The 23717-nt window shown below is 39.5% G+C and carries 24 protein-coding genes and 2 pseudogenes; 11 read left to right on the top strand and 15 right to left on the bottom strand.

Annotated elements, in window-relative coordinates; translation table 11 throughout:
- Positions 1-85 precede the first annotated feature (85 nt).
- Positions 86-886, top strand: a complete 801-nt coding sequence (locus tag AC4CVD_RS11395; RefSeq protein WP_201951969.1) for a DUF2071 domain-containing protein — start codon at positions 86-88, stop codon at positions 884-886.
- A 389-nt stretch (positions 887-1275) separates the two neighbouring features.
- Here AC4CVD_RS11395 and AC4CVD_RS11400 read toward each other — a convergent pair whose 3' ends face one another.
- The gene (locus tag AC4CVD_RS11400) at positions 1276-1842 is read right to left on the bottom strand and encodes a TetR/AcrR family transcriptional regulator (RefSeq protein ID WP_279737769.1); all 567 of its coding nucleotides are present in this window, start codon (positions 1840-1842) and stop codon (positions 1276-1278) included.
- A gap of 251 nt (positions 1843-2093) precedes the next feature.
- Here AC4CVD_RS11400 and AC4CVD_RS11405 point away from each other — a divergent pair, with 251 nt between their 5' ends.
- Entirely contained in the window at positions 2094-2936 is an 843-nt protein-coding gene (locus AC4CVD_RS11405; protein WP_005400543.1) for a hypothetical protein, read from the top strand.
- Positions 2937-3078: 142 nt separating this feature from the next.
- Here AC4CVD_RS11405 and AC4CVD_RS11410 read toward each other — a convergent pair whose 3' ends face one another.
- Positions 3079-3717 carry a cation efflux transmembrane domain-containing protein gene (locus tag AC4CVD_RS11410; RefSeq protein ID WP_039890057.1) on the bottom strand — a complete coding sequence of 213 codons (639 nt, stop codon included), beginning with the start codon at positions 3715-3717 and terminating at the stop codon, positions 3079-3081.
- A 76-nt stretch (positions 3718-3793) separates the two neighbouring features.
- Between AC4CVD_RS11410 and AC4CVD_RS11415 the strand changes: the two genes are divergently transcribed.
- The 3 genes from AC4CVD_RS11415 to AC4CVD_RS11425 all read left to right on the top strand — a co-directional run bounded on the left by AC4CVD_RS11415 (position 3794) and on the right by AC4CVD_RS11425 (position 6354).
- A complete protein-coding gene (locus AC4CVD_RS11415; RefSeq protein ID WP_005400541.1) occupies positions 3794-4222 on the top strand; it encodes a Cd(II)/Pb(II)-responsive transcriptional regulator in 429 nt (142 codons plus the stop codon).
- Between the two features lie 462 nt (positions 4223-4684).
- Entirely contained in the window at positions 4685-6085 is a 1401-nt protein-coding gene (gene trhP / locus AC4CVD_RS11420) for a prephenate-dependent tRNA uridine(34) hydroxylase TrhP (protein ID WP_078389480.1), read from the top strand.
- A gap of 14 nt (positions 6086-6099) precedes the next feature.
- Positions 6100-6354, top strand: coding sequence for a YfhL family 4Fe-4S dicluster ferredoxin (locus AC4CVD_RS11425; protein ID WP_078389479.1), 255 nt, complete (start codon positions 6100-6102; stop codon positions 6352-6354).
- A 287-nt stretch (positions 6355-6641) separates the two neighbouring features.
- Here AC4CVD_RS11425 and ahpF read toward each other — a convergent pair whose 3' ends face one another.
- The 7 genes from ahpF to AC4CVD_RS11460 form a co-directional block, all read right to left on the bottom strand.
- Positions 6642-8207, bottom strand: coding sequence for an alkyl hydroperoxide reductase subunit F (ahpF, locus tag AC4CVD_RS11430; RefSeq protein WP_490753133.1), 1566 nt, complete (start codon positions 8205-8207; stop codon positions 6642-6644).
- A gap of 170 nt (positions 8208-8377) precedes the next feature.
- On the bottom strand, positions 8378-9304 hold the full coding sequence (locus AC4CVD_RS11435) for a hypothetical protein (protein WP_078426580.1): 927 nt from the start codon (positions 9302-9304) through the stop codon (positions 8378-8380).
- Positions 9305-9337: 33 nt separating this feature from the next.
- Positions 9338-10471, bottom strand: coding sequence for a toxic anion resistance protein (locus AC4CVD_RS11440; protein WP_004696049.1), 1134 nt, complete (start codon positions 10469-10471; stop codon positions 9338-9340).
- Positions 10472-10490: 19 nt separating this feature from the next.
- Positions 10491-11279, bottom strand: coding sequence for a tellurium resistance protein (locus AC4CVD_RS11445; protein WP_205667766.1), 789 nt, complete (start codon positions 11277-11279; stop codon positions 10491-10493).
- A gap of 312 nt (positions 11280-11591) precedes the next feature.
- Positions 11592-11996 carry a nucleoside diphosphate kinase regulator gene (gene rnk, locus AC4CVD_RS11450; RefSeq protein ID WP_005400535.1) on the bottom strand — a complete coding sequence of 135 codons (405 nt, stop codon included), beginning with the start codon at positions 11994-11996 and terminating at the stop codon, positions 11592-11594.
- A gap of 170 nt (positions 11997-12166) precedes the next feature.
- Entirely contained in the window at positions 12167-13420 is a 1254-nt protein-coding gene (gene glyA, locus AC4CVD_RS11455) for a serine hydroxymethyltransferase (protein ID WP_490753134.1), read from the bottom strand.
- A gap of 156 nt (positions 13421-13576) precedes the next feature.
- A complete protein-coding gene (locus tag AC4CVD_RS11460) occupies positions 13577-14836 on the bottom strand; it encodes an alpha/beta hydrolase (RefSeq protein ID WP_078389474.1) in 1260 nt (419 codons plus the stop codon).
- Between the two features lie 490 nt (positions 14837-15326).
- On the opposite strand from AC4CVD_RS11460, the gene AC4CVD_RS11465 reads away from it, so the two are divergent.
- Entirely contained in the window at positions 15327-16025 is a 699-nt protein-coding gene (locus AC4CVD_RS11465) for an exonuclease domain-containing protein (RefSeq protein ID WP_114837799.1), read from the top strand.
- Positions 16026-16114: 89 nt separating this feature from the next.
- On the top strand, positions 16115-16711 hold the full coding sequence (locus AC4CVD_RS11470; protein WP_114837798.1) for a hypothetical protein: 597 nt from the start codon (positions 16115-16117) through the stop codon (positions 16709-16711).
- 336 nt (positions 16712-17047) lie between these two features.
- Here the strand turns inward: AC4CVD_RS11470 and AC4CVD_RS11475 are convergent, their stop codons facing one another.
- Complete coding sequence (locus AC4CVD_RS11475) at positions 17048-17266, bottom strand: hypothetical protein (protein WP_201951975.1); 219 nt, start codon at positions 17264-17266, stop codon at positions 17048-17050.
- A gap of 525 nt (positions 17267-17791) precedes the next feature.
- On the opposite strand from AC4CVD_RS11475, the pseudogene AC4CVD_RS11480 reads away from it, so the two are divergent.
- The 4 genes and pseudogenes from AC4CVD_RS11480 to AC4CVD_RS11495 form a co-directional block, all read left to right on the top strand.
- Positions 17792-18304: pseudogene (locus AC4CVD_RS11480) on the top strand (serine acetyltransferase).
- 189 nt (positions 18305-18493) lie between these two features.
- Positions 18494-18724 carry a DUF2171 domain-containing protein gene (locus AC4CVD_RS11485; protein ID WP_078389470.1) on the top strand — a complete coding sequence of 77 codons (231 nt, stop codon included), beginning with the start codon at positions 18494-18496 and terminating at the stop codon, positions 18722-18724.
- A 65-nt stretch (positions 18725-18789) separates the two neighbouring features.
- Positions 18790-19722 carry an IS5 family transposase gene (locus tag AC4CVD_RS11490; RefSeq protein ID WP_081405714.1) on the top strand — a complete coding sequence of 311 codons (933 nt, stop codon included), beginning with the start codon at positions 18790-18792 and terminating at the stop codon, positions 19720-19722.
- Positions 19723-19796: 74 nt separating this feature from the next.
- Positions 19797-20027 (top strand): annotated as a pseudogene (locus AC4CVD_RS11495) (helix-turn-helix transcriptional regulator); the annotation flags it as partial.
- A gap of 75 nt (positions 20028-20102) precedes the next feature.
- Here AC4CVD_RS11495 and AC4CVD_RS11500 read toward each other — a convergent pair.
- The 5 genes from AC4CVD_RS11500 to fdhD all read right to left on the bottom strand — a co-directional run bounded on the left by AC4CVD_RS11500 (position 20103) and on the right by fdhD (position 23672).
- Entirely contained in the window at positions 20103-20720 is a 618-nt protein-coding gene (locus tag AC4CVD_RS11500) for an ATP-binding cassette domain-containing protein (RefSeq protein ID WP_490753135.1), read from the bottom strand.
- 4 nt (positions 20721-20724) lie between these two features.
- On the bottom strand, positions 20725-21417 hold the full coding sequence (gene modB, locus AC4CVD_RS11505; RefSeq protein ID WP_490753136.1) for a molybdate ABC transporter permease subunit: 693 nt from the start codon (positions 21415-21417) through the stop codon (positions 20725-20727).
- Positions 21417-22169, bottom strand: coding sequence for a molybdate ABC transporter substrate-binding protein (gene modA / locus AC4CVD_RS11510; RefSeq protein ID WP_339399648.1), 753 nt, complete (start codon positions 22167-22169; stop codon positions 21417-21419). Before modA ends, modB begins: the two co-directional genes overlap by 1 nt.
- A 267-nt stretch (positions 22170-22436) precedes the next feature.
- Positions 22437-22787 (bottom strand): winged helix-turn-helix domain-containing protein, encoded by a 351-nt coding sequence (locus tag AC4CVD_RS11515; RefSeq protein ID WP_490753137.1) that lies wholly within the window; start codon positions 22785-22787, stop codon positions 22437-22439.
- Positions 22788-22871: 84 nt separating this feature from the next.
- On the bottom strand, positions 22872-23672 hold the full coding sequence (fdhD, locus tag AC4CVD_RS11520) for a formate dehydrogenase accessory sulfurtransferase FdhD (RefSeq protein WP_490753138.1): 801 nt from the start codon (positions 23670-23672) through the stop codon (positions 22872-22874).
- Between the last annotated feature and the right edge of the window lie 45 nt (positions 23673-23717).

Here is a 23717-nt window from a genome sequence, read left to right on the forward strand (position 1 = left end):
CCGAAGCTTAGGCTTCGGTTTTTTATTTACTCTACGCATAGTTTTATCTAATATTAAAAAAATAACAAATCTAGAATTTAAACCCATGACCTTTCCAGAACTCAAATTTAAAGACTATTTACATCCAAAACCCAAGCCCAGCGGCCTCGATGTACAGTGTAAACTCCAGCATTTTGCCCTCATTACTTATGCCGTTGACCCAGCTCGTTTTAAAGAGATCATTCCAGCACGATTTAAGTTAGACACGGTCCAGTACCAAGGCAAACAACATGCACTGATGTCGGTAGTGCCCTTCATCGATGTCGATTTCAGCTCTGCGGTTTATCCTTTTCCAAAATTCACTATGGGGCAAACTAATTATCGGGTCTACGTGATTGATCAGGAAACACAGGAACGTTGTGTTTGGTTTTTAGGAACGACTTTGGACTCTTGGACGCTAATCGTTCCTCGTTATGTCTGGCAACTACCGTGGCATCCTGCACAGATTGAGTTTGATTGTCAGCAAGATGCAGAGGGTCGATATACACAATATAAAATGCGGACTCAATCGGCATGGGCCACTTCAGATGTGCATTTGTCTCAGTCCGAACATGACCCATGGCTTTTTGAAGGCTTTCCCAATTTAGAAAGTTATCAGGTCTTCTTGACTCATCCTTTGGCAGGATTTTACCATCGCCGCGATGGAAAACTCGGCAGCTATCGTGTGTGGCATGGTTGCTTAAATCCAAAACCTGCAACGCTGCATTATGCTCGCTTTGAACTTTTAGCAAGGCTCAATCTTGTATGCTATGAAGATCAGCTCAAACCCTATAGTGTTCTGATTGAACCAATCAATGAATTTACCATTTATTTACCCCCAAGGTGCCTTAATCATTCGGCTGAATAACACAATAAATAATGAATACCCTACATATTTTAAGGGATATTAAGCATGATGAATAAATTTCAGCCAAAATAATGAGAGATTGGTTGTTTTTCTCCACAAAGTCTCTATAATTCAACAAAACAGACAAGTCTGTCTATTTTTGCTGAAATACTGAATGACCGAAAACATTCAGAGGGTACAAAAAATATAAGAAGGCACATTAAGTTGCTCATATTCATATCATGCATTATTGTCAAATAATGTGCGATATGGAACATAATCATTATCAGCAAAGCGCGATAACTTAACCGTTATCGCGCTTATTTATTTGTACGTGATTTATTTTAAGCGCATTTAAGCCAGCAATATAATGAGTGTATTAGGTTAACCTTAAAATCAAAATTTATATATTAGGCAGCTGAAAGTTCCATTTGAATTAAAGTATTCACACGCTTCCAATAATCTTCCAAATGTACTTGCTTCGGATCGATTTGCGCTTGTATGGTCATGCCATCCAAAATACTGGATAAAAAAGCCGCCAACTGTTCATACTGCTTCACACCTAGACGATTCAAAGCCTGACATAACTTGCCTTTTAACCATTCTTTATAATCAATTGCAGGCTGTAGCGAAGAAGGATAAATTTTTGAAATTTCTTCAACTGCCTTTTGGAACATACAGCCATTAAAATCCGCGCTATGAAACCAAGCATGGTACCATTCAAAAATTGCACGAATATGGGAGAGATAATCACTTGGGTCACATGCAGCAATCGTCGCTTCAAGCGACTGCTGTAAATTTTGGTTTCTGGTCACTAAGCATTCTTCAATTAATTTAGCTTTAGATGGGAAGTATTTGTAAAACGTCATTTTAGCAACGCCAGACTCGCTAATAATCCGATCCACACCGATAGAATTATAACTATGTGAGTTAAAGAGATTAAGCGCTGTGTTAATGATGTCTTCTTTTTTTGACATTTATTTTACCTGATGCACAAAACTTTAAAATTAAGCCATTAACCCAAAAGAACAGCACATGAAAACGAAATACATCGATTGAAGACGATATTATATATCAAATTTAGATCAACACCGTTTTTTTATAAGAAACAATATCAATATTAAAATAACCATTTGAAATATATAGTTTTTAAAATAAATAAAACACTAGAAGAGTCGGATCTTTTTCACTATGATAAAAATGATGACAATTAAAATTTACTTCGTATATGAATGCTCTCTCCTTCACCCAGTCTGAACATACCCGCGCAGAAGTTTTGCGCTTTATTGAACGATCCTTAAGCTCAGCGTCATGGGCAACCAATACTCAAGCGATCATCCGCTTGAAACAAACGACAGCCGAACATATTTTATTTCAACATCCGATACTGACACGGCTGCATCAATGCCAACTGAGCCTTGAACAGCTGAAATTTATTCATCTGAATTATTTTACCGCCATTGTCAAAATTTTCACTGATGCTTTGAGTATGGCTATGTATCAAGCACTGCAACTTGAGCACGACAGTAATATCGTGGAGCAAGACCGCATTGCAGCCAAGATATATGCACGTTATTTGTTGTCACTAAATCTTCTAGATGAATTGGGTTTTAATACCCATCAACTTGAGAAAAGCTCACCCTCTAAATCGCATTTGGTCTATTTCCTTCAACTGATGCAGCAACTTGAACTCAATGTCACCGATCAAAAACAGACCGAGCCTGAAGCATTTGCAATCGCACAATTTATTCAAGAACATATTCATTCTTATGCAGACTTGCTGCTCATTTTGGCTTGTACTGAATTACAAGTGATTAAGTTTAGTGAAGCACTCAGAACTAATCTCGCAGCCTATGATCCTTTATTTACCCAAGGATACTATGCATGTCATGGCCTTGCAGAAACATGTGATACAACCCTTGCTAACGATGACAATCATGAAGACGACGTTTGGGTGCTATTCACACAATGCTATAAACCTGAACAGGCTCTGTATTTCCAGCAACTTCAAACTGAATATTTAAGTCTATGGAATAACTTTTGGAGCAAGATGAGTTTACGAACTCATTAATTCACCTCAGTAGCTAAACGTCCTTGTACACTCACGTATCCAACTCTTGAATATGGAGTGAATTCACATCTTATGAATGCCAAGCATTAATTTCCAGCAGTAGTATTAAATCTAGAATTAAACCGTAGAAGCACTCTCACTTTTATTGTGCAGTCGAATTTTCTAATATACTTTTTTTGCGCTCAGATAACGCTTTGCTCACCACTTGATAACCCGCCGTCATACCTAAAGTCGCCATAATTCCTGCCACGATTATGTCTGGCCACAAACTGCCTGTACCAAACACACCTATTGCAGCAAAAATAACCGCCACATTCCCAATCGCATCATTTCGGCTACAAAGCCAGACCGATTGCATATTAGAGTCACCTTCTCTAAAGGCATATAAAATGACGGCACAAACCACATTCGCAAGCAAAGCAATCACACCAATCACCCCCATGGTCATGGCTTCAGGCGGAATTCCCAAAACATAGGCATAAATCACTTTACCTATCACGACTAAGCCAAACAGCGCCATGGTTATACCTTTAAGCAATGCCACTGTCGCCCGCCAATACAAGCTCGCACCAAGCACCGCTAGGGAAATACCATAGTTGACTGCATCACCAAAGAAATCTAAAGAATCGGCCCATAAAGATGACGAATGCGCATAAGCCCCACCAATGAGCTCCACCACGAACATAGCTAAATTGATCAATAAGGCTATCCACAATGCCGTTCTAAACTTACTATTTGGCTTTTGCGGTGCAGGTGCACAACTGCAAGAAGAACATGCCATATACACAACCTCTATTCAGACGTAATCATTTTCTATTATGATTAAAAACTATGGAGTCGCTCTAAGGTCAAGCAAAATGAATCAACAAAACTCATCTGCTATTTATTTGATGAAAGACTTAGTCCATAAAACAGGATTAAGTGCCGATACCATTCGTTTCTATGAAAAAAAGCATTTATTAGAACCTTCTTTTCGCGGGGACAATAATTATCGCTATTATCAAGATAATGCACTTAAACGACTCATCTTTATTAAACGTTGCCGCGCGCTGGATATCTCACTCAAAGAAATTGAATACCTGATTGAACTGGAACAAAAACCTCAACAAGACTGTAGTGCTGTCAATCAACTGATCGATGAGCATTTAAAACAAGTCGAACAAAAAATCATTGAATTGCAAAAATTTCAGATACAGCTACAACAGCTTCGGCAGTCTTGCTCAACTCAATCAACCATTGATGATTGTCAAATTTTAAGACATCTTGAAGCAGGGCTAGATGTATAAAACACATCAACGCAGAATTTAGAATATGGGTATTACTCAGTTTTGCTACCTATTTACTCAAACCATTCGTGGGCAATGCAGGATTTTTATCCTTATTTTCTTTAATTTTTTAATAATTTCAGAAATAAAAAATCTAGCCTAACCTCAAATCTAATAAAAATGATCCCTAATTATTTCGGATAAAAGGCCGCAAAGAACTCCAATTTTTTGATGATTAGAACCTCGAATAAGTTTTATATAACAGATCTTTTACTTTATAAAACAAGGGGATTTAAATTCATTTTTATCCTTAGCCACATAAAACCATATATTCAAACATTTATAATGGAGCACTCACATCCAGCATTTGAACATGTAATTTTCGCGTCTATAACCGTTTAAATTCCGAGTTGTTTACTAGGTTGAATCTATTTTTTAAAGCCCTACAATAAACCCATATTTTTTCTATGCCTTAGTTTAATCATGAGCATTCATCACGTTACTGAACTTCTTTCTCCTGCAGGTTCGCTTAAAAATATGCGTTATGCATTTGCCTATGGTGCAGATGCAGTCTATGCCGGACAACCTCGTTACAGTTTACGTGTGCGCAATAATGAATTTGACCATGACAATCTGGCTATCGGCATTCAAGAAGCGCATGACTTAGGTAAAAAGTTTTATGTGGTCGTCAACATTCAACCACATAACTCAAAACTCAAAAACTTTATTCGTGACCTCACACCTGTGGTTGCAATGCAACCCGATGCCCTGATCATGTCGGATCCAGGCCTGATTATGATGGTACGCGAACATTTTCCAGACATGGATGTGCATCTTTCGGTTCAAGCCAATGCCATTAACTGGGCTACTGTGAAGTTTTGGAAGAACATGGGACTGACTCGGGTCATTTTGTCCCGTGAATTATCTATTGATGAAATTGAAGAAATTAAGCAACAAGTACCAGACATGGAAATTGAAGTTTTTGTGCATGGTGCGCTATGCATGGCGTACTCTGGACGTTGTATGCTTTCCGGCTATATGAATAAACGTGATGCCAATCAGGGGGCATGTACCAATGCATGCCGTTGGGAATACAAAGTACACGAGACTCAGCAAGATGAAAATGGCGATGTGATCCCAGTCCAAAATCTGAATACAGGCTCCAACTGCTGTTCAAGCTCTAATGCTGATGAACTGCATATGCAAGCACAGCATCAGTTTGATGAACCCGTATTACTACAACGTCATGATGAAGACATGTTTGCTGCTGAAGAAGACGAACATGGTACTTACTTTATGAACTCAAAAGACTTACGCGCGGTGCAACATGTTGAGCGCTTAACCCAAATGGGGATTCATTCTTTAAAAATTGAAGGACGCACCAAGTCTTATTTTTACTGTGCCCGTACAGCACAAATTTATCGCAAAGCCATAGATGATGCGCTCGCAGGTAAACCTTTCGATTCCTCACTCATGACACAACTCGAAGGTCTGGCCAACCGTGGTTATACCGAAGGTTTTTTACGCCGCCACGTGCATAGCGAATATCAAAACTATGAAAATGGTTCATCCAGTTTTGACCATCAACAATACTGCGGTGAAATTTTGGAACGCAATGGCGATTATTTGAAAGTCGATGTCAAAAACCGTTTTGTAGTGGGCGATGTGCTCGAACTCATGACCACTTCAGGCAACATCATATTTAAACTAACAGAAATCCTCGATAAAAAAGGCAATCCAATACTTGAAGCGAAAGGCTCAGGACATGTGGTTGAAATACCCGTTCCTGCTGATGTAGACATGCGCTATGCCCTGCTCATTCGTAACTTACCGCATTCAAGCACTGACATTTCAGCGCCTGCATTGGCTTATGTTACAAGCTGACTGGGGATAATGCTATGGCACTACAAATAACGGATGCTTGTATTAACTGTGATATGTGTCTTCCTGAATGTCCCAATACCGCTATTTTTGAAGGTGATAAAATTTATGAAATAGACGTCAACCGCTGCACCGAGTGTGTTGGTTTTTATGATACCCAAACCTGTGTCGATGTTTGCCCAATTGCCTGTATCGAGCCACATCCAGAATACGTTGAAACACAACAACAACTGTTAGAAAAATTTAAAGGATTGAACTTATTTAGCGTCTAACCTTGGGGAAAGTAGAAAAGAAACCGAGTACTGACCACACTCAGAGTTTCAAAACAAAAACTGGGCAAAGAATAACAATAAACAAAAACTAAATGAAAAAGCCAAAGTGACTGGGGAGCACTTTGGCTTTTTCTTTGTACAAGATATTTGCTTTAAACGAAAAAAAAAGGAACTGAGCTGTTAGCGACTCAGTTCCTATCAAGGGTAAAACCAAAGATCAACAATACAGCATAAAGGGGAAAAGCCAACGTATATTTTGGGAGAGCGTTGGCTTTTTCATTTCACACTTACAGCCCAGAACGAATAATATAATCAAAAGCAGACAGAGCTGCTTTCGCGCCTTCACCTGTGGCAATGATGATTTGCTTGTAAGGCACAGTCGTACAGTCACCTGCGGCAAATACACCTTTGACATTGGTTTCATTGCGATCATTAATCACAATCTCACCACGATTTGAAAGCTCAACCGCTGTTTCTTTGAGGAAATCGGTGTTTGGCAATAAACCAATTTGCACAAAGATTCCTGCAAGCTCAACCGTATGTTCTACATCGGTTGTACGGTCTTTATATTTCAATGCTGTTACTTGTGAACCATCACCCACAACTTCAGTTGAGAGTGCATTCAGGATCACTGTGGTATTAGGCAAGCTATGTAACTTATCTTGCAACACTTGGTCTGCACGTAATTTGGTATCAAACTCTACCAAGGTCACATGTTCAACAATCCCAGCAAGATCAATCGCGGCTTCGACACCTGAGTTCCCCCCACCAATCACTGCAACACGTTTGCCTTTAAACAGTGGACCATCACAGTGTGGGCAGTAGGCAACACCACGAGTACGGTATTCTGCTTCGCCCGGCACATTCATTTCTCTCCAACGTGCCCCTGTTGAAAGGATTACTGTTTTAGATTCAAGCTTTGCACCATTTTCTAAAGTGACTTCAACCAAGCCATTCGCTGTCTCATCTGCACCTTTGATGTTAGAGACACGTTGTAAGTTCATGATGTCTACACCGTACTCACGTACATGTGCTTCCATTTCAGCAGCAAACTTCGGCCCTTGAGTCTTTTGAATCGAGGTATAGTTTTCAATGTCCATGGTATCCATGACTTGACCACCCATCCGTTCAGCCACGATCCCTGTTTTAATACCTTTACGTGCTGCGTAGATGGCAGAGGTATTTCCCGCAGGGCCACCACCAATCACTAAAACATCAAAAGCATCTTTGGCATTGAGTTTTTCAGCTTCTTTGACTGCTGAATTGGTATCCAGTTTGGCAATAATTTCTTCCAAGGTCATACGGCCTTGACCGATATGGTTATTGTCTTGGAACACCATCGGTACAGCCATGATTTTGCGTTCTTCAACTTCATCTTGGAAGAATGCACCATCAATCATAGTTGCTGTCGTGCCTGGGTTGTAAATAGCAATCAGGTTCAACGCTTGCACCACGTCTGGACAGTTATGACAGCTTAAAGAGACAAAGACGTCAAAGTCAGACTGGATACCTAAACCTTTGATTGAAGCTAAAACTTCATCTGATACTTTGGGTGCATAACCTGAGGTTTGTAACAATGCCAAAATCAAAGAGGTAAACTCATGTCCCATCGGCAAACCCGCAAAGAAGACACGCGGCTCTTCACCGGCTTTTGCCACACCAAAGCTAGGTGCACGTGAGTTTTGACCATCAAAACGTGCAGTCACCAGTGGAGACAGTGCTGCAACTTCTTCAACCAATTCTTTGATTTTGTCTGATTTCTCAGAACCATTCAAAGTCGCAACCAATTCAATCGGACCTTCTAGGCGTTCAAGAAGTGTTTTTAATTGAGCTGAAGTATTTTGATCTAACATTGTTAAGCTCTCCAAAGCAGTCTATAAATTTATTTGATAGAAGAATCATAGAGCAAATCTAGAAATAGATAAAACAGTTTGTTTTTATTTTAATAATCGGTTTTATAGATTTAAAGATATTCATCATAAAAAGTCCCACTACCCCGCAGGACTTTTTACGAAGTCAAAGCTTAAGATTCACTCTGCATCCGCTGTTCAATTCTTAGCGTTCTGGCCTTTAACTGACGTGTCAAACCAAACAACAAAAGACTTAGCACTGCCATCAGTAACATCAAGATAAGTGAGAAGAATTGCATGACCTTAGTGAACTGCGCTGCTTGCTGAACTTGCTTTTCTACACTTGCAGCCATCGGCGTGAGTGTTTTGCCATAGAGTTGATGCTGCATCGTCCATAACTGTTCAGGCTTAAACCCATATTCAATAAAATGTGAATCGGTTTTTTCTGCTTGGACCAGAGCAAGCACATGCGGAATGGCTGCATTTTTATCGACAGGTTGGTGTAACAATGCCGTCTGCGCAAGCAAATAATGTTTTACAGGCATTTGAATTTGCGACTGCTGCAAATACTGTGCTATTTCACTTTGCTGAATGTTTTTATCGTAGTGTACGATTTGCTGAAAAGCCTCGCTTTCATCATCTTTTAAATCATATTGCACATAAGTCAGTCCTGACCAAAGCAGAATAAAGGCAATCAGCCATGCCACAAACTTCAGTATAAAAGACTGAAAACGTACATAGAAAAAATGAATTTTCCGTGTATAGTGCACCAGTATGAATGCCCCAATAAAAGACACCATGATCTTGAGCACAAGCCAACCAAACCACGACAGCAAATTCAGAAAATAATCTGGCTGATGTCCTAGTGATGCGAGATTTTCATCGACACTCATGGGCATATGCAGTTGCTGTATTTCAGTGCTCAGCCCAAAAAAGCTATAGACAAAATCAGGTTGTAGAAAATAACTAATGCTGGAGGCAATAAACAAGGCAGCACTCAACATACACCATAAACTCAGTTTACGTTGACGTTGTTTAAGTGCAACCACGCCTTGTTCAATGTGCTGAGGCTGAACAACATACTCATCTAAGGAAGGCAAACGCTTCTCCTCTATTGACCATCCACCTCGGCATTAAGATGGTGTCGTACGATTAGAACTTGAATCTAAAACCAATTGATTCAAATTGTCCTGCAAACTACGCAACCGTGTGGTTGCTTCAGCACGTTTCTGCATACCTTCCTTTTGTATTTGAATCACATCATTTACTGTTTTAATGAGGGTGTTTTGTACATGTTCAAGCGTCTCAATATCAATCACTGAACGTTGATTGGCTTTTGCTGTATCTACTGAGTTTTGATGTAACAAATCAGCATTGCGCTTCAACAAGTCATTGGTCGCATCATCAATGGTATTGGCCAACTGCACACTATTCGTCTGCTCATTTAAAGAAATCGCCAAACTAATTTGGTTTTTCCATGCAGGCAATGTAATGTTTTTAATCGCATAAAACTTATCGACCAACATCAAATTATTAGACTGGATAATACGAATCATCGGTAATGTTTGCATGGCTGATTGTTGTAAAACCTGCAAATCACTCACACGTTTTTCCAAATTATTGGCTAAATGATTGAGGTCGTAAACTCTCTGTGTCGTGGTTTGGTCTTGCCCCTGTGCAGTCAGTGTTGAGATTTCCTGCTGAATTTCATCCTGTTTCAACTTACCCGCTGCGATATACACACCGAGCTGTTTATATTCACTTTGCACACCATGAAACATCCGATCTAGCGTATCAACACGTGCTTTTAAACCAGACTGTGATTTTTCAATTTCTTTCACTAAAGTATCAATCTGTTCTTTGGTGGTATTAAAGTGCATATCAATATTATTCTTTGCGCCTTTAATTTTGCTTATCAAGCCACCGAAGAAACCTGAATTTTTCTTTTTATTTAAGATACTTGAGGTATTCAGTTGTTGTGCAACTTGTACCACCTGATTTAGCTTTTGCCCAGTTTCATCCAAGTCCTTATTTTGAACCAAATTTAACAACTCATCGGTATATCCTGAGGTTTGTGTCGCAATATTTTTACCATACTCCGCTACGGCGTTATGGTTGATTTCTGCCAACTCTTTCCGTGCTGCCAAGACCGCATTGAAGTCATCTTGTTGCAAGCCAATTTCTTGCAAATTTAACTGTTGAAACTTATGTTCAATCACTTCGGTGGTTGGCTCTACCACAAGACTGTTTTGTTCTGAGTTGGTCATAATTCACCTAATCTATTTCTTAAAGTGTTGGTTTCTGTAGTGATTTTTTTAAGGTATGAATCAATTTTTCACGGCTATTATCGAGCTTTTCTAGTTCAATTGTCGAGCTTGATTGCTGCGATTGTTTGACATGATATTGCCATGCCGGGATCAAAACCTGCTGTGCCTCTTTATATCGGTCTAACAAACTCAATGAAAGCTGCTGTGACAACTGCATTTGCGTAATCGCAATATCATTACTGCTTTGCAAAGTCTGCAAGCTGTTTATTTTCTTGGATAAACGTTCTGCAAAATTATCTAAAGGATGTGCATTCTTCACAAATTTAGGATATTCCATTAAAAATGCTTCAGCCGCAGATATATATTTGGCCATTTGCTCACGTAAGCCTGTTAACTGCTGATAGCGCGCCTGTGACTTTTGAATTTCAATTTGTAATTTTTGGCTGAGATGATTGGCTCGATCCAACAGCTGATCCAGTTTTTTATAGTATTCAACTTGGGTTGAACCATATTCAATATCAATTCCGAGCCACTTTTGTAGCCCATTAAATTTGCGCTTCTTCAGGTATTTTTTTGAGTCAGCCAGTGACTGGATCAGTTGCTCAATGGTCTGACTCAACTGTAAAGTGAGCTGCGGGTCCACTCCATTTAACAGCACAGACTGCGCTTGAATGACACCATCTGCATAATGATTGAGACGATATTGATCGTTCAGCAAAGGAACCAAATCATTACGCTGGATACTTAAAAGTTCATCTGAATTGACTGGTATATCCCTTAAAGGAACAAGAACGTCAATTTGTGCCATAGCGCTTTAACCCAATAAAGAAATTGAATAAAATCATTTTTATAGTACAGCTTTTATGTCACATAACATGTAGATTTTTGCAAAAATGCTGTGACATCTTTTGTGCCGTAAAAATTATCATGAAGGTTATATCAGTTATTCAGTACTCTATTCATACTAGACCCAAACCTATTGAGTAGAAGTAAAAGATCCAATCAATACATACTCTGTTTTTATCTTCTATGGAGTTACAATCCTTTATGAAACAAAACGCATATTTGAAATCATAAAAAAGCCATGATCAACATGGCTTTAAAATGGGGTGTTTCGATATTATAAATAATTGCCTTCACGCTCAGGTTGATAAACCACTTTTTCAATTTTGACTTTCATCATTTGCCCGTCTGGCTGTGGCCATTCAATTTCTTGACCTTCAGCTAAGCCAAGAATTGCTGCACCAATAGGGGCTACAACATTGACCTGTCCCTTCTCGCCTTTAAAATCATGCGGATAAACCAAGGTAATTTCAGATGCTTCTGTAGATGGTGCAATAGTCAGTAAAACTTTTGCATTCATCGTTACCACATTGGCAGGCATATCTTGTGGAGCAACAACATCGGCGCGTGCCAATTCTTCTTCAAGCAACTGCATGGTCGGTGTAAGTTTAGGCTGATGTTCTAACATCGTTTCTAAACGATGAAGATCCTGCTCAGAAATGATAATTGCTGGGTTTGCCATGTGCTGCATTCCTATTTGAATACGGTATGAATAAAATTCTTATTAAAAATAATTTATTAGCCTATAACTTCTGTTATATCAGAAATGCAGTCTAAATTATATTTCAACTGATTTTGATTTTTTAATGCTATAAAAAAAGCCCCCTTGAGGGGGCTTTCTCAAGTCAGAACTTAGTTTGCGTAAACAGGAAATTTCGCACAAACAGCTTCAACTTTCGCTTTAACAGCGTTAATCACAGCTTCGTCACCTTTGCTGTCTAGGATATCAGCGATCCAGCCAGCAAGTTCACGCACTTCAGCTTCGCCGAAACCACGAGTCGTCACAGCTGGTGTACCAATACGGATACCAGAAGTCACAAATGGTGAGCGTGGGTCATTTGGTACTGCATTTTTGTTCACAGTAATGTGAGCTGCACCTAACCATGCATCTGCTTCTTTACCTGTTACATCTTGCTTAATAAGAGATAACAAGAACAAGTGGTTTTCTGTACCGCCAGAAACGATGTCATAACCACGACCAATGAGAACTTCAGCCATTGCTTGAGCGTTCTTCACTACTTGTTGTTGGTAAACTTTGTATTCAGGAGCCATTGCTTCTTTAAAGCAAATTGCTTTAGCCGCTACCGCATGAACCAATGGACCGCCTTGGTTACCAGGGAATACAGCTGATTGTAATTTTTTCTCAATTTCTTCGTTTGCTTTTGCAAGGATTAAACCTGAACGTGGGCCACGAAGTGTTTTGTGTGTAGTGGTTGTTGTTACGTCAGCAATCTGAACTGGGCTTGGGTAAACACCAGCAGCAACTAGACCAGCAACGTGAGCCATATCTACAAATAGGTAAGCGCCAACTTTATCCGCGATGTCACGGAAACGCTGCCAATCTACAATTTGGCTATAAGCAGAGAAACCAGCTACGATCATACGTGGCTTGTGCTCAATTGCTAAACGTTCAACTTCTTCGTAATCAATTTCGCCAGTTTCAGGGTTTAAACCGTACTGAATTGCGTTATATGTTTTACCAGAAAAACTTACTTTAGCACCGTGAGTCAAGTGACCACCGTGAGCCAAACTCATACCCAAAACAGTGTCGCCCGGGTTAAGAAGCGCTAAGTAAACAGCAGAGTTTGCTTGTGAACCTGCATGTGGTTGAACGTTTGCGTAATCTGCACCGAAAAGTTCTTTAGCACGGTCAATCGCTAATTGTTCAATCACGTCTACATATTCACAACCGCCGTAGTAGCGTTTGCCTGGGTAGCCTTCAGCATATTTGTTTGTAAGTTTTGAACCTTGTGCTTCCATTACTGCTGGAGAGCAATAGTTTTCAGAAGCAATCAGTTCGATGTGCGCTTCTTGGCGAGCATCTTCATTTGTGATTGCTTGCGCGATTTCTGGATCAAATTCAGCAATTGAGATATTGGCAAACATTAGCGAGGTCCTATGAAATTAGGGCTTTTAAGCCGTGCTAAGATTGGCGCGTATTGTAGCATGAAGTTTATAAATTTCGAGAACGAACTTTACGCAGTTTTAAATAAAAAATCGCTCATGAAGCAGAACTCCTTGAGCGATTTGAGTCAAAGCAAATTACTGAATTGGCATGAGAGTTTTTACATCGGTCACAAAATTATCCAAATTACGAGTATAAACAGTCGTATGATTCCATTTATCAACTGGAGCAAGTAATCCATCATTTTTGTAAGTAATGACTGTCCCTGCTGGTGCAGTATTCACTAAAAAATCCGTAACCTTTCTAGGCACAGTCTCATCAAATGATCCTTGATAAATAATGATTGGAGTACTTATCTTCTTTTTCAAAGGCTGAGAACCATTTGCTAGAAAATCTTTCACTTCCGGAATATTGGTCATAAACCCAGTTTGGGTACGTGGATATCCCTCTATTGTTCCAAAAATGTCTGCGTAATCGACCATTGGGGCACGAAAAGTACCTCCTAATAGCGTATAACATAGAGACTCAGCTTGTCTCGCAATATCATCTGTTGGAATTTCAAAGACTTCACTATAGCGTAATGCTGGGTAAGGATTTCTTAATCCTGCTGTAATTAAAGCAGTAAAAGTATCTAATGGCGCAAGAATATTAATTTTTTTCGTTAGATCCGTTTCCGTAGCAGCTTGCTGCTCACCACCTGCGAGGATTAAACTCAGGTTGGATGCTGGTGCAATGGCAATAGCGCCTTTGTAATCGAGCTGTGCTCTTGATGCATTCTCAGCAGCACCTAATGCGGCATGTCCCCCTTGAGAATGACCAATAACAGTCCAGCGCTTCTCCGTTGTATTCCCCAAATTTTTACTCGCGGCAACAACTGCATCTGTGATCGAATAAGCCTCACTTTTCAGATTTAAAAATGGATGTAACTCACGACCTCCAGGTTCACCTAAGCCTTCATAATCTGGAGCAACCACGGCATAACCTGCTACAAGTAACTTTGCAATTAAGAATTCGTTTCCACCTAAACCTTGCTGACTCGGGGCACATTGATCAGCAACACCTGTAGTTCCATGTGCCCATGCAACGATCGGCCAACCGCCTGCTGGCATTGGCCCTTTTGGTTTAAAGACTAAAGCTGTTGCTTGCGTTTCACTTCCATTGACCCCACGCATTAAATAGGTCATCAATGTTTTAGAACTACTAACACTATCCAACACAACATTAGCATTAATATCTACATCTGTATAAGCCTCGACTCTAACCACTGGATTAACAATATTATTTTTAGGCACCCCATCATCTACGATAACAGAAGTTGAATCGCCATCCCCTCCTCCACAGGCTGTTAAAACAAGCACAGAACTACTGACGAACACGGCCAATATATGTTTTTTCATCTTAAAATTCCTTAATGACATTTTTTCTTGTTGTAACGATTCAAATCACTTGAATACATTAATGATTTACGCCTCAAAATGACACATGGCAAGACCAGTTACGAGAATGATACAAAGTGAACATTGTCTGCAAGTGAGCACTTACCATTGTTATAAAAACTGGTCATTGGAACTTAAAATAAATCCTGATCCCACAACTGAATTCAGGCATTAAGCTCTTCTCTAGTCTTTGTTTGAACCGAATCCCAAAGAATTATTTTAATTTTAAGCAAAAATTTTCCTTGTAATCTGCCTAAATAAATCAACAAGTAACTTCCAACTTTTTCCTTGCTCAATAAAGTCTGATCTCTAATCACCTAGGTTCACCAGATGATTTAAACAACATCACTGCACAAAATCAGCGAATAAACCACAAATCTGGCAGTCATAGGCTGTCTTGATAGTCTTGAAAATGATAAATTTATTCAGCTTTTAATTTTCGGATATGCACATGCAAGCCATTATTCTCGACACAGAAACCCATACCCTAAATGGTCAACCCATTGAGATTGCATATGCACCGATTGAAATTACAAATGGCAAATTAAGCCTAGACAAAAGCCAAGTATTTGATCAGCTCTATACCGTCGATGAACCAATCTCATTCGCAGCGATGGCTGTGCATCATATTTTAGAGTCAGACCTCGTTGGGAAGCCTCACTATACGACCTTTAAACTACCTGCTGAAACACAGTACATCATTGGTCATAATATTGATTATGATATTCGGGCTATCGAAAAATGTGGTGTCGATACTTCTCATATTAAAGCGATTTGTACACTCGCCCTTGCACGTTTGGTCTGGCCTGATGCTGAAGCGAACAATATTTCGGCACTCATTTATATGATTTCAAAAGGCAGTGAAAAAGCCCGTGAAATGATTAAAAAAGCTCATCGTGCCGATATGGATATTATTTTAACGGCCAATATTTTAATGCATGTGGTTCATCAATTAAAAATAAACAGCATGGAGCAATTATTTGCTGTCTCTGAAGATGCTCGTATTCCGCGTGTCATTAATTTTGGCAAGCATCGCGGCACAGCGATTGCTGAACTCCCTGCTGACTATATTCAGTGGTTAATGCGTCAAGATGAACTCGATCCTTACTTACGAAAAGCTTTAGAAAATACGAGCATTAAAACGCTCTAAAATGTATTGTCATAAATTCTTAATATTGTTGTAATTTTCACCCTGTATGTTCAGCCTTAATTTATTTGTTCGGGGGAGTAAATTAAGGTATGAATCATTATCAAAAGACAGCATTGGGTTTAGATGCTTTACAACAACGTCATATCCCACTCAATGCGCGTCAAAGACGACTATTGGTTTTAATTGGTACAGAAGATTTTGAACAATTGGCTGACCAGTTCAAACAACGCATCGCAACGCCTGAAATCCTCGGACAATTAATTGAATTGGGTTTAATTCATTCCACACAAACAGCTCACGTCTCTAGCCCAATAGAGCCTCTATCCGAATCTCAACCACCTGCCTCACTACTAGAAAATAGTCAAAATAGCGTCAATCCAATAGATTTAGACAGCAAAGCGCAGACTCCTGCACCACCCGCTCCTACACAAAGCCCAGCCCCACCACTTAAAGCTTATAGCTTTGAAGAAACACGCGATTTGATGATGAGCTTATTACAACGTTATTGTGGCTTAATGGCAAAACAACTCATTCTTCAAATTCAATCGGCGACAGACTTACACAGTCTCAAACGCTGCCAAATGCAATGGATTACGACGTTACAGGAAAGTCGAATAGAACCCACAGCACTCAATCAACACTTACAACAGATCAATCATTCACTGTTGCGTTTGCAAGCAGCTTAAAGAAATAAATTCAATGGATAATTGAGTCTTTTTCGGTCTTAGTTAAGATTTAAAGACTACGAGTTTGATTAGCAATCTATTGTTTTATTATTCAGGCAAAAAATCCTAATGTCTTTCATCGACTTTTCAGACTTTGGCACAATGGTTACTCGAACCATTTATCAAACAGCTTGATAAATAATAACTATGTGTGAAGTGATATCCTGATTTTATTTTATGACGTTAAAAATAGTCGCTCAAAAAAATTTATCTCTTATACTGCAATGGGATAACTTAACTCGACATTTATCGCCCATAAAAAAGCCCATGTAAACATGAGCTTTTTTTTCAAAAGTGTTAATCAACAACTCGGTATATATTTTCCGTTTGCCGACTTTCAAATAACAGTTCAATACTAGGCAGAATCACTTCACCATCAACAACGATATGTTCAATTCGTTTAAACAAATCCAAACGTTCTGCTTCGGAGTTTTCAGGTACTTGCCTTAACCGGGCCTTTACATTATACGTTTGGCTGTATTGGTCTTTTACCTTTACATCTACAAGCTGAGTCATGGTCATTTTCCTTTTCTTTTTTTAGCTCTGTTTAATCTTATAGCACAAGTTTTTTCCAATACTGCCCTTAGAGTTGTTAGAATTTATCGCAATGTTAATTTATATAAATATTTTCAAAATCATAACTATAAATCATAAACTTAAATCAAATATGCTTAACAACCGAGATACATAGTCATATTTTTTCACATAAAAAAAGCTCGCATTGCTGCGAGCTTTTCTATGTTGGAAGGCTAGTGCTGATTTATTGTTTGAACACTTCGTTTCAAACTCAACGAGCTGTCATTGATCCGTCCAACTACATCGTAGCGTCTTAGTTATCGACCTACTGTAAGTACAATATAAAAACATTTTTTGCTCTCGACAAGAGCCTATGACATTTCGAAACAACTGTACAAATAAAAGCCAATTGATATTTTTTAAAAATAAGAGACCATACTGAAAGGCAAAATCGAGATAACATCTCAGCGTCAAATCAAGTAAAATCGCGCATTCAACCTATGAGTTCTTTTCCATGTTAGTTCAATTGATTTTGAGTCATTTATAAATACAAAACTAAGTTCATTCCTCAAAACTTATTTGTTTAATCGTGGTTTTAACTTTAGCGTTTGGTTACGTCTTTCGACTTCAAAATCATGGATCGGCAAACTGGCCTACCCTATTTTTTATTATAAGAAGAAAAAATACGGGATCGATATCCACTGCACCACAAAAGTTGACTATGGCTTGTTCATCGGTCATGGGGGACCTTTGATTGTCAATCCAACGACTGTGATTGGAAACAATGTCAACCTATAACAATTTACAACGATTGATGCCAATGGCGGTCGTCAGACTGCTGTAATTGGCGACAATGTATATATTGGCCCAAATGTCTGTATTATCGACCATGTTAAAATTGGCAATAATGCCACCATCGGTGCAGGTAGTGTGGTCACCAAAGATATTCCTGATAATGCAATAGCCGTAGGTAATTATGCAAAATTCATTCACTATAATAATGCTGGAAATTCAGTAAATAGATGCTGGCTGAATTGAAAAAAAAATAACACCAGCATAATTTAATCAACTTAGCACTCTATGAATAAAACACAGACTGACAATTTTTATACTTCGTAAATTTTAAGACATAATATGTTAGTGTTGTATTTCAAAAGCTCATGAATAGGATAAATTAGGTTAGGGTAAATCTTCGTTTTTGTTCGATGAATAAGATAGAGGTATATCATGACCACGATTAATATTTCAGACATTAAAGAACATTCTAGTGTAATTGCCGTATGTGGAACGAAGATTGGAGATGTTGACCACATAGAAGGTAACGAGATCAAACTCACCAAACATGGCGATGGGAAACACCATATTATCTCAAGTGCATGGGTAAGAGAAATTCGAGAGGATCAGGTCATGTTAAGCAAAGATGCCCAAGAAATTAAAGATAATTGGATTGAAGCATAGACTCAAAAAACGGCTTTGTTGCACAAACCTATCTGTAAAGGCTTTTTTAGCGATATAATTTTCAAATGAAGAAGCCTACACACAAAATCTACCGCACAACCAATTGGCCCGCATATAACCGAGCACTCATGAGTCGCGGAAATATTGCCATTTGGTTTGATCCTGCTACGCAATGGTATGCGCCATCAAAAGGCAAACAAGGGCGAAATCAAACCTACTCCGACGCAGCCATCCAATGCTGCTTAATGATTAAATCCTTATTTCGTCTGTCTTTACGTATGGTTACTGGCTTTGTGCAAAGTCTGATTAAACTTTGCGGATTAAATTGGATAGCTCCAGATTACACCACGCTTTGTAGAAGACAAAAGCATATTGATATTGTAATCAGCTACCAAAAAAGTAGCGATGGGCTGCATCTACTCATGGACTCTACAGGCATGAAGTTTCTAGGTGAGGGCGAATGGAAACGCAAGAAACATGGACCTGAATATCGTCGCCAATGGCGTAAACTTCATATTGGTATAGATGCTAAAACCCTACAAATACGAGCAGTTCAGCTTACAACCAATAATGTCAGTGATTCACAGGTGCTTGGTGATTTACTTAATCAGATTCCACAAGATGAGCGGATTGACTCTGTTTATACCGATGGAGCTTATGACACCAAGCAATGCCGTCAGGTCATTGCAGATCGGCAAGGGCATGCGGTGATTCCACCTAGAAAAAATGCGAAACCATGGAAAGATACAAAGAGTAGCTCGCTAGAGCGAAATGAATTACTTCGAACAATTAAACGTTTAGGCAGGACACTATGGAAAAAATGGTCAGGCTATCATCGGCGAAGTTTGGTTGAAACTAAGATGCATTGCATCAAATTATTAGGAGATAAACTCAGTGCAAGGAGTTTTGATAGCCAAGTGAATGAGATCCATGCACGTGTAGCAGTCCTTAACAGATTTACGGAATTAGGTCGACCACTTACCCAAGTTACGCCTTAAATTTGGCTCAATTAGGGGTGCTTTGCATTTCAAATCTTTGTGCAACAAAGCCTATGCAACTCGCATCAGACTATTTACAAATGAGTGAGCGTCATCTTCGACGCTACTTATTGCTAGAAGGTATTAGTTTTCAGCAAATTCGACAAACCGTATTAGAACGAAAAGCGAAACAGATGCTTGAAAATAATCTCTCCATTGGGGACATTAGCCAAGCTTTAGGTTTTAGTGAAGTACGTGAATTTCGTCGGGCATTTAAACGCTGGACAGGCCAAGCGCCGTCTGTTTATAAAAATGGCACCGAATAATCCTAAGCTGATACAGAAGCCTTTTTCTGTTTTTATTCGTTCTCTCTTTAAAAGTTGAAGCTGAAATGTGTTCAATTAAAGCAACCAAACTGCTTCGGTCAGCTGCTTAATTTCATTCATATCATGGCTGACATACAACATCGGGATATGGGTTTCATGTTGGACGGTTTGAAAAAAAGGAAGAATTTCCTGTTTATGTGCAGCGTCTAACGCAGACAATGGTTCATCTAATAATAATAAATTTGGCGAATACAACAGTGCCCGACCCAATGCAACACGCTGCTTTTCACCACCTGAAAGCTTCATCGGCATACGACTGAGTAAATGATTAAGTTTAAGCAGTTCAATAATATAATCGGGATCAAAACGTCGGCTTTCAGGCCGAATGCGCTTATAGCCAAACAATAAATTTTGCATCACCGTCATATGTGGAAACAGTTGCGCATCCTGAAAAACCAAACCTACATGACGTTGCTGTACATTTAAATTAATCTTATTTTTCGCATCGAACCATGTCTGATGATTGATTCTAATCCAGCCATTTTCTGGGATATTGAGTCCTGCAATGGCATGCAAAATACTGGTTTTTCCTGAGCCTGACGCTCCAAATAAACCAACGACAGGATGTTCAGATGAAAATGTCTGATCGAGTTTAAATTTGCCTAAATTTAACTGAATATGACAGTCAATCATCGTCTTAATGCCCCCGTTTGTTTTTCTGATAACGATGAAACCACTGGGCAAACCATAAAGCCAAAAATGCCACAGTTAATGACAGAATAATCAGTCGCCAGACCGCCTGTTCAGTGTCGGGTTGCTGCATCAGGCTATACATGGCCAAGGGCAAAGTTCTGGTCTCCCCTGCAATATTACCGACAAAGGTAATAGTTGCGCCAAACTCGCCCAGACTGCGACAAAAACATAAAATTGCCCCCACCAATATGCCACTGCTGGCTAAAGGCAAAGTGACATAAAAAAAAGTGCCCAAGGAGGAAGCACCGAGCGTTTTCGCCGCCATTTCTAGCCGTTGATCCACCAGCTCTATGGCCAAACGAATCGATTGAACCAAGAGTGGAAAGCCCATCACTGCTGAGGCCAAAACTGCGCCTTTCCAATTAAATGCAAAATTGAGTCCAAAGGGCTCAAGATACTTACCCAGTATTCCGTTTCCTCCAAAAACCTGTAACAGCAAATATCCCGGCACCACAGGCGGCAGCACCAAAGGTAAGAAAATAAAGGTTTCAAATAAGGATTTGCCAAAAAACTCTTTACGTGCCAAAACCCAACCCACTACCAACGCAGGGATCAGGCTAAATGCCAAACAGGTTGCAGCCACTTGGCAGGATAACTTGAGTACCTCTATTTCTTCAGCCGTTAAAGAAAACATCATCACTTAGCAGCAGATAAAACGGTAAAGCCATATTTTTTAAAGACTGCATGTGCTTGTTTACTTTGTACAAACTGATAAAAAGCTAGCGCATCGGGATTATTCTTGACAAGGCCTAAAGGATAAACAATCGGGGTATGGCTGCTGATAGGGAAAACGCCAACGACAGTGACATCTTTACTAATAGCAGCATCGGTTGCATAGACAATACCAAGCTGACATTCACCACGTGCTACAAAGTTGAGCGCAGCTCTGACATCTTCAGTTTCAACCAATCTTGGTTCAAGTTTTGACCACCATCCCAGTGCGGTCAGCGCCTGTTTCCCATATTTTCCGACTGGGACACTTTTGGTGTCACCTGTACAAAGCTTGCCTTGAAAAGCGGTAGAAGGATCAAAACTTTTATCCATTTTTATTTTGACGGGCTTAGCTTTTGGCGAAATCAATACAAGACGATTGCCCAATAAATTCACACGTTTATTCGGCACAATTAACTTTTTATTTTGCAGATAATTCATCCACTGTTCATCTGCCGAAATAAAAACATCCGCAGGTGCACCCGCTTCAATTTGCTTGGCCAAAGTCGACGATCCTGCGTAAGAGGTTTTCACACGTACTCTTTTTTGTTGTTCAAACATTGCATCGACATCTGCTATAGCATTGGTCAAGCTGGCCGCTGCATAAACAGTAATGGCTTGCTCTGCATGTACCTGTGCCCCAAGAGTCAAACCACAACACAACATCGCATATTGCATGCACTTATTCTTAAAATTAAGCAGCACCATATTCCCCTTAAGCGTTATAAATTGATCGATATGTTTTCAAAAATATATGGATACACAAGCAACGTCAATTCTAGAAACAGATTATTTATCGTTCAAGTTAAAGTGTTTGTATCCTAATCACGTGACTGATACTGCTCTTGCAATCGAGTGAATAGATAAGAGCTTTTATCAAATAGAGGAAGCTTATTCGTGTATGTAATGACTTACTACGAGAAGCATCTAGTTGAACTGAATAGATTATTGTTTCAGGTGTTGAGCTATTTCTTCAAAATCCTGCTCAATCGCAACGCGTACTTTTATTTCCATCTGTCTAAATTGACTTAAAATACTTTCGCCCAAGTCTGTGAGTTTTGCCCCACCCCCATGCGTTCCACCTTTTTGAGTTTCGACCAATCCTGACTGAAAGCTATGATTCATGGTTTCAACCAACTGCCATGCACGGCGGTAGCTCATATTCATACTTTTTGCAGCTTGAGAAATTGAGCCTGTACGGCGAATTTCTTCCAATAACTCGGCCTTACCTGGCCCAAAGGCAATGTCTTGATTAAGAAGTATTCTGAGCTGTAATTTTAATTTGACGTCCTGCATACATTCACTCAAATAAAGACTGGTCATCAAAGCAGATGACCTAAAGAAAAACCTTTTACTTTTTATACAGCAAAATTTTGAATATCAAGTATATAAAACAAAACCATTACCGCGGCAAAAACTCGCTAAGGTCAAACCTGACTGCTTTGCCATATTAATCGCCATACTGGTTGGAGCTGAAATACACGCCAGCAAGGCGATATTCAGTTGAGCACACTTACGAATCAACTCATAACTGGCGCGGCTGGTCATCACGACAAAACCTTGATTTACATCATAATGATGTTCTGCAATATAACCCAATAGTTTATCTAAAGCATTGTGTCGGCCTACATCCTCAAATAAAGCCACTATTTCTCCCGCTTCAACCCACGCAGCCGCATGTGCACCGCCCGTCATTTGGGTGATTTTCTGTCGGGTATTGAGTTGAGCAATGGCTTGGGGAATTTGAGCCAACCATCCCTCACAAAGGGCTGTGGTAATTTGAGGTAAATCCAAATGAAGCTGCTGCAAGCTTTCAATTCCACAGAGCCCACAACCCGTGCGTCCAACCATCATCCGTCGATGTTGTTTGAGCGCCATAAAGGCCCGAGTAGAAATCGTCATTTCGACTTGGATCCCAAATTCCGTTTCGTATATGTCTAAAGAGTAAAGCTCTTTCAAACTCGTCAAAATACCTTCAGACAAGCTAAAACCTTTGGCAAAGACTTCAATATCTGCTGGCGTCGCCATCATTACCGCATGGGAAATCCCATTATAAACCAAGGCAATAGGGTGTTCTTGCACTACAAAATCAGATTGTTCAACAGCTCTATTTTCACTTAAACGCTGAATATCAACAGCTTCATACCCCAGAGAACTCAACTTAGACGCTCGAATATCCATAATAATTTTCCAATCTTCCCTAAACACTAAACCCTTCAATCATGA

The sequence above is a fragment of the Acinetobacter sp. LipI_23 genome, assembly GCF_058243045.1.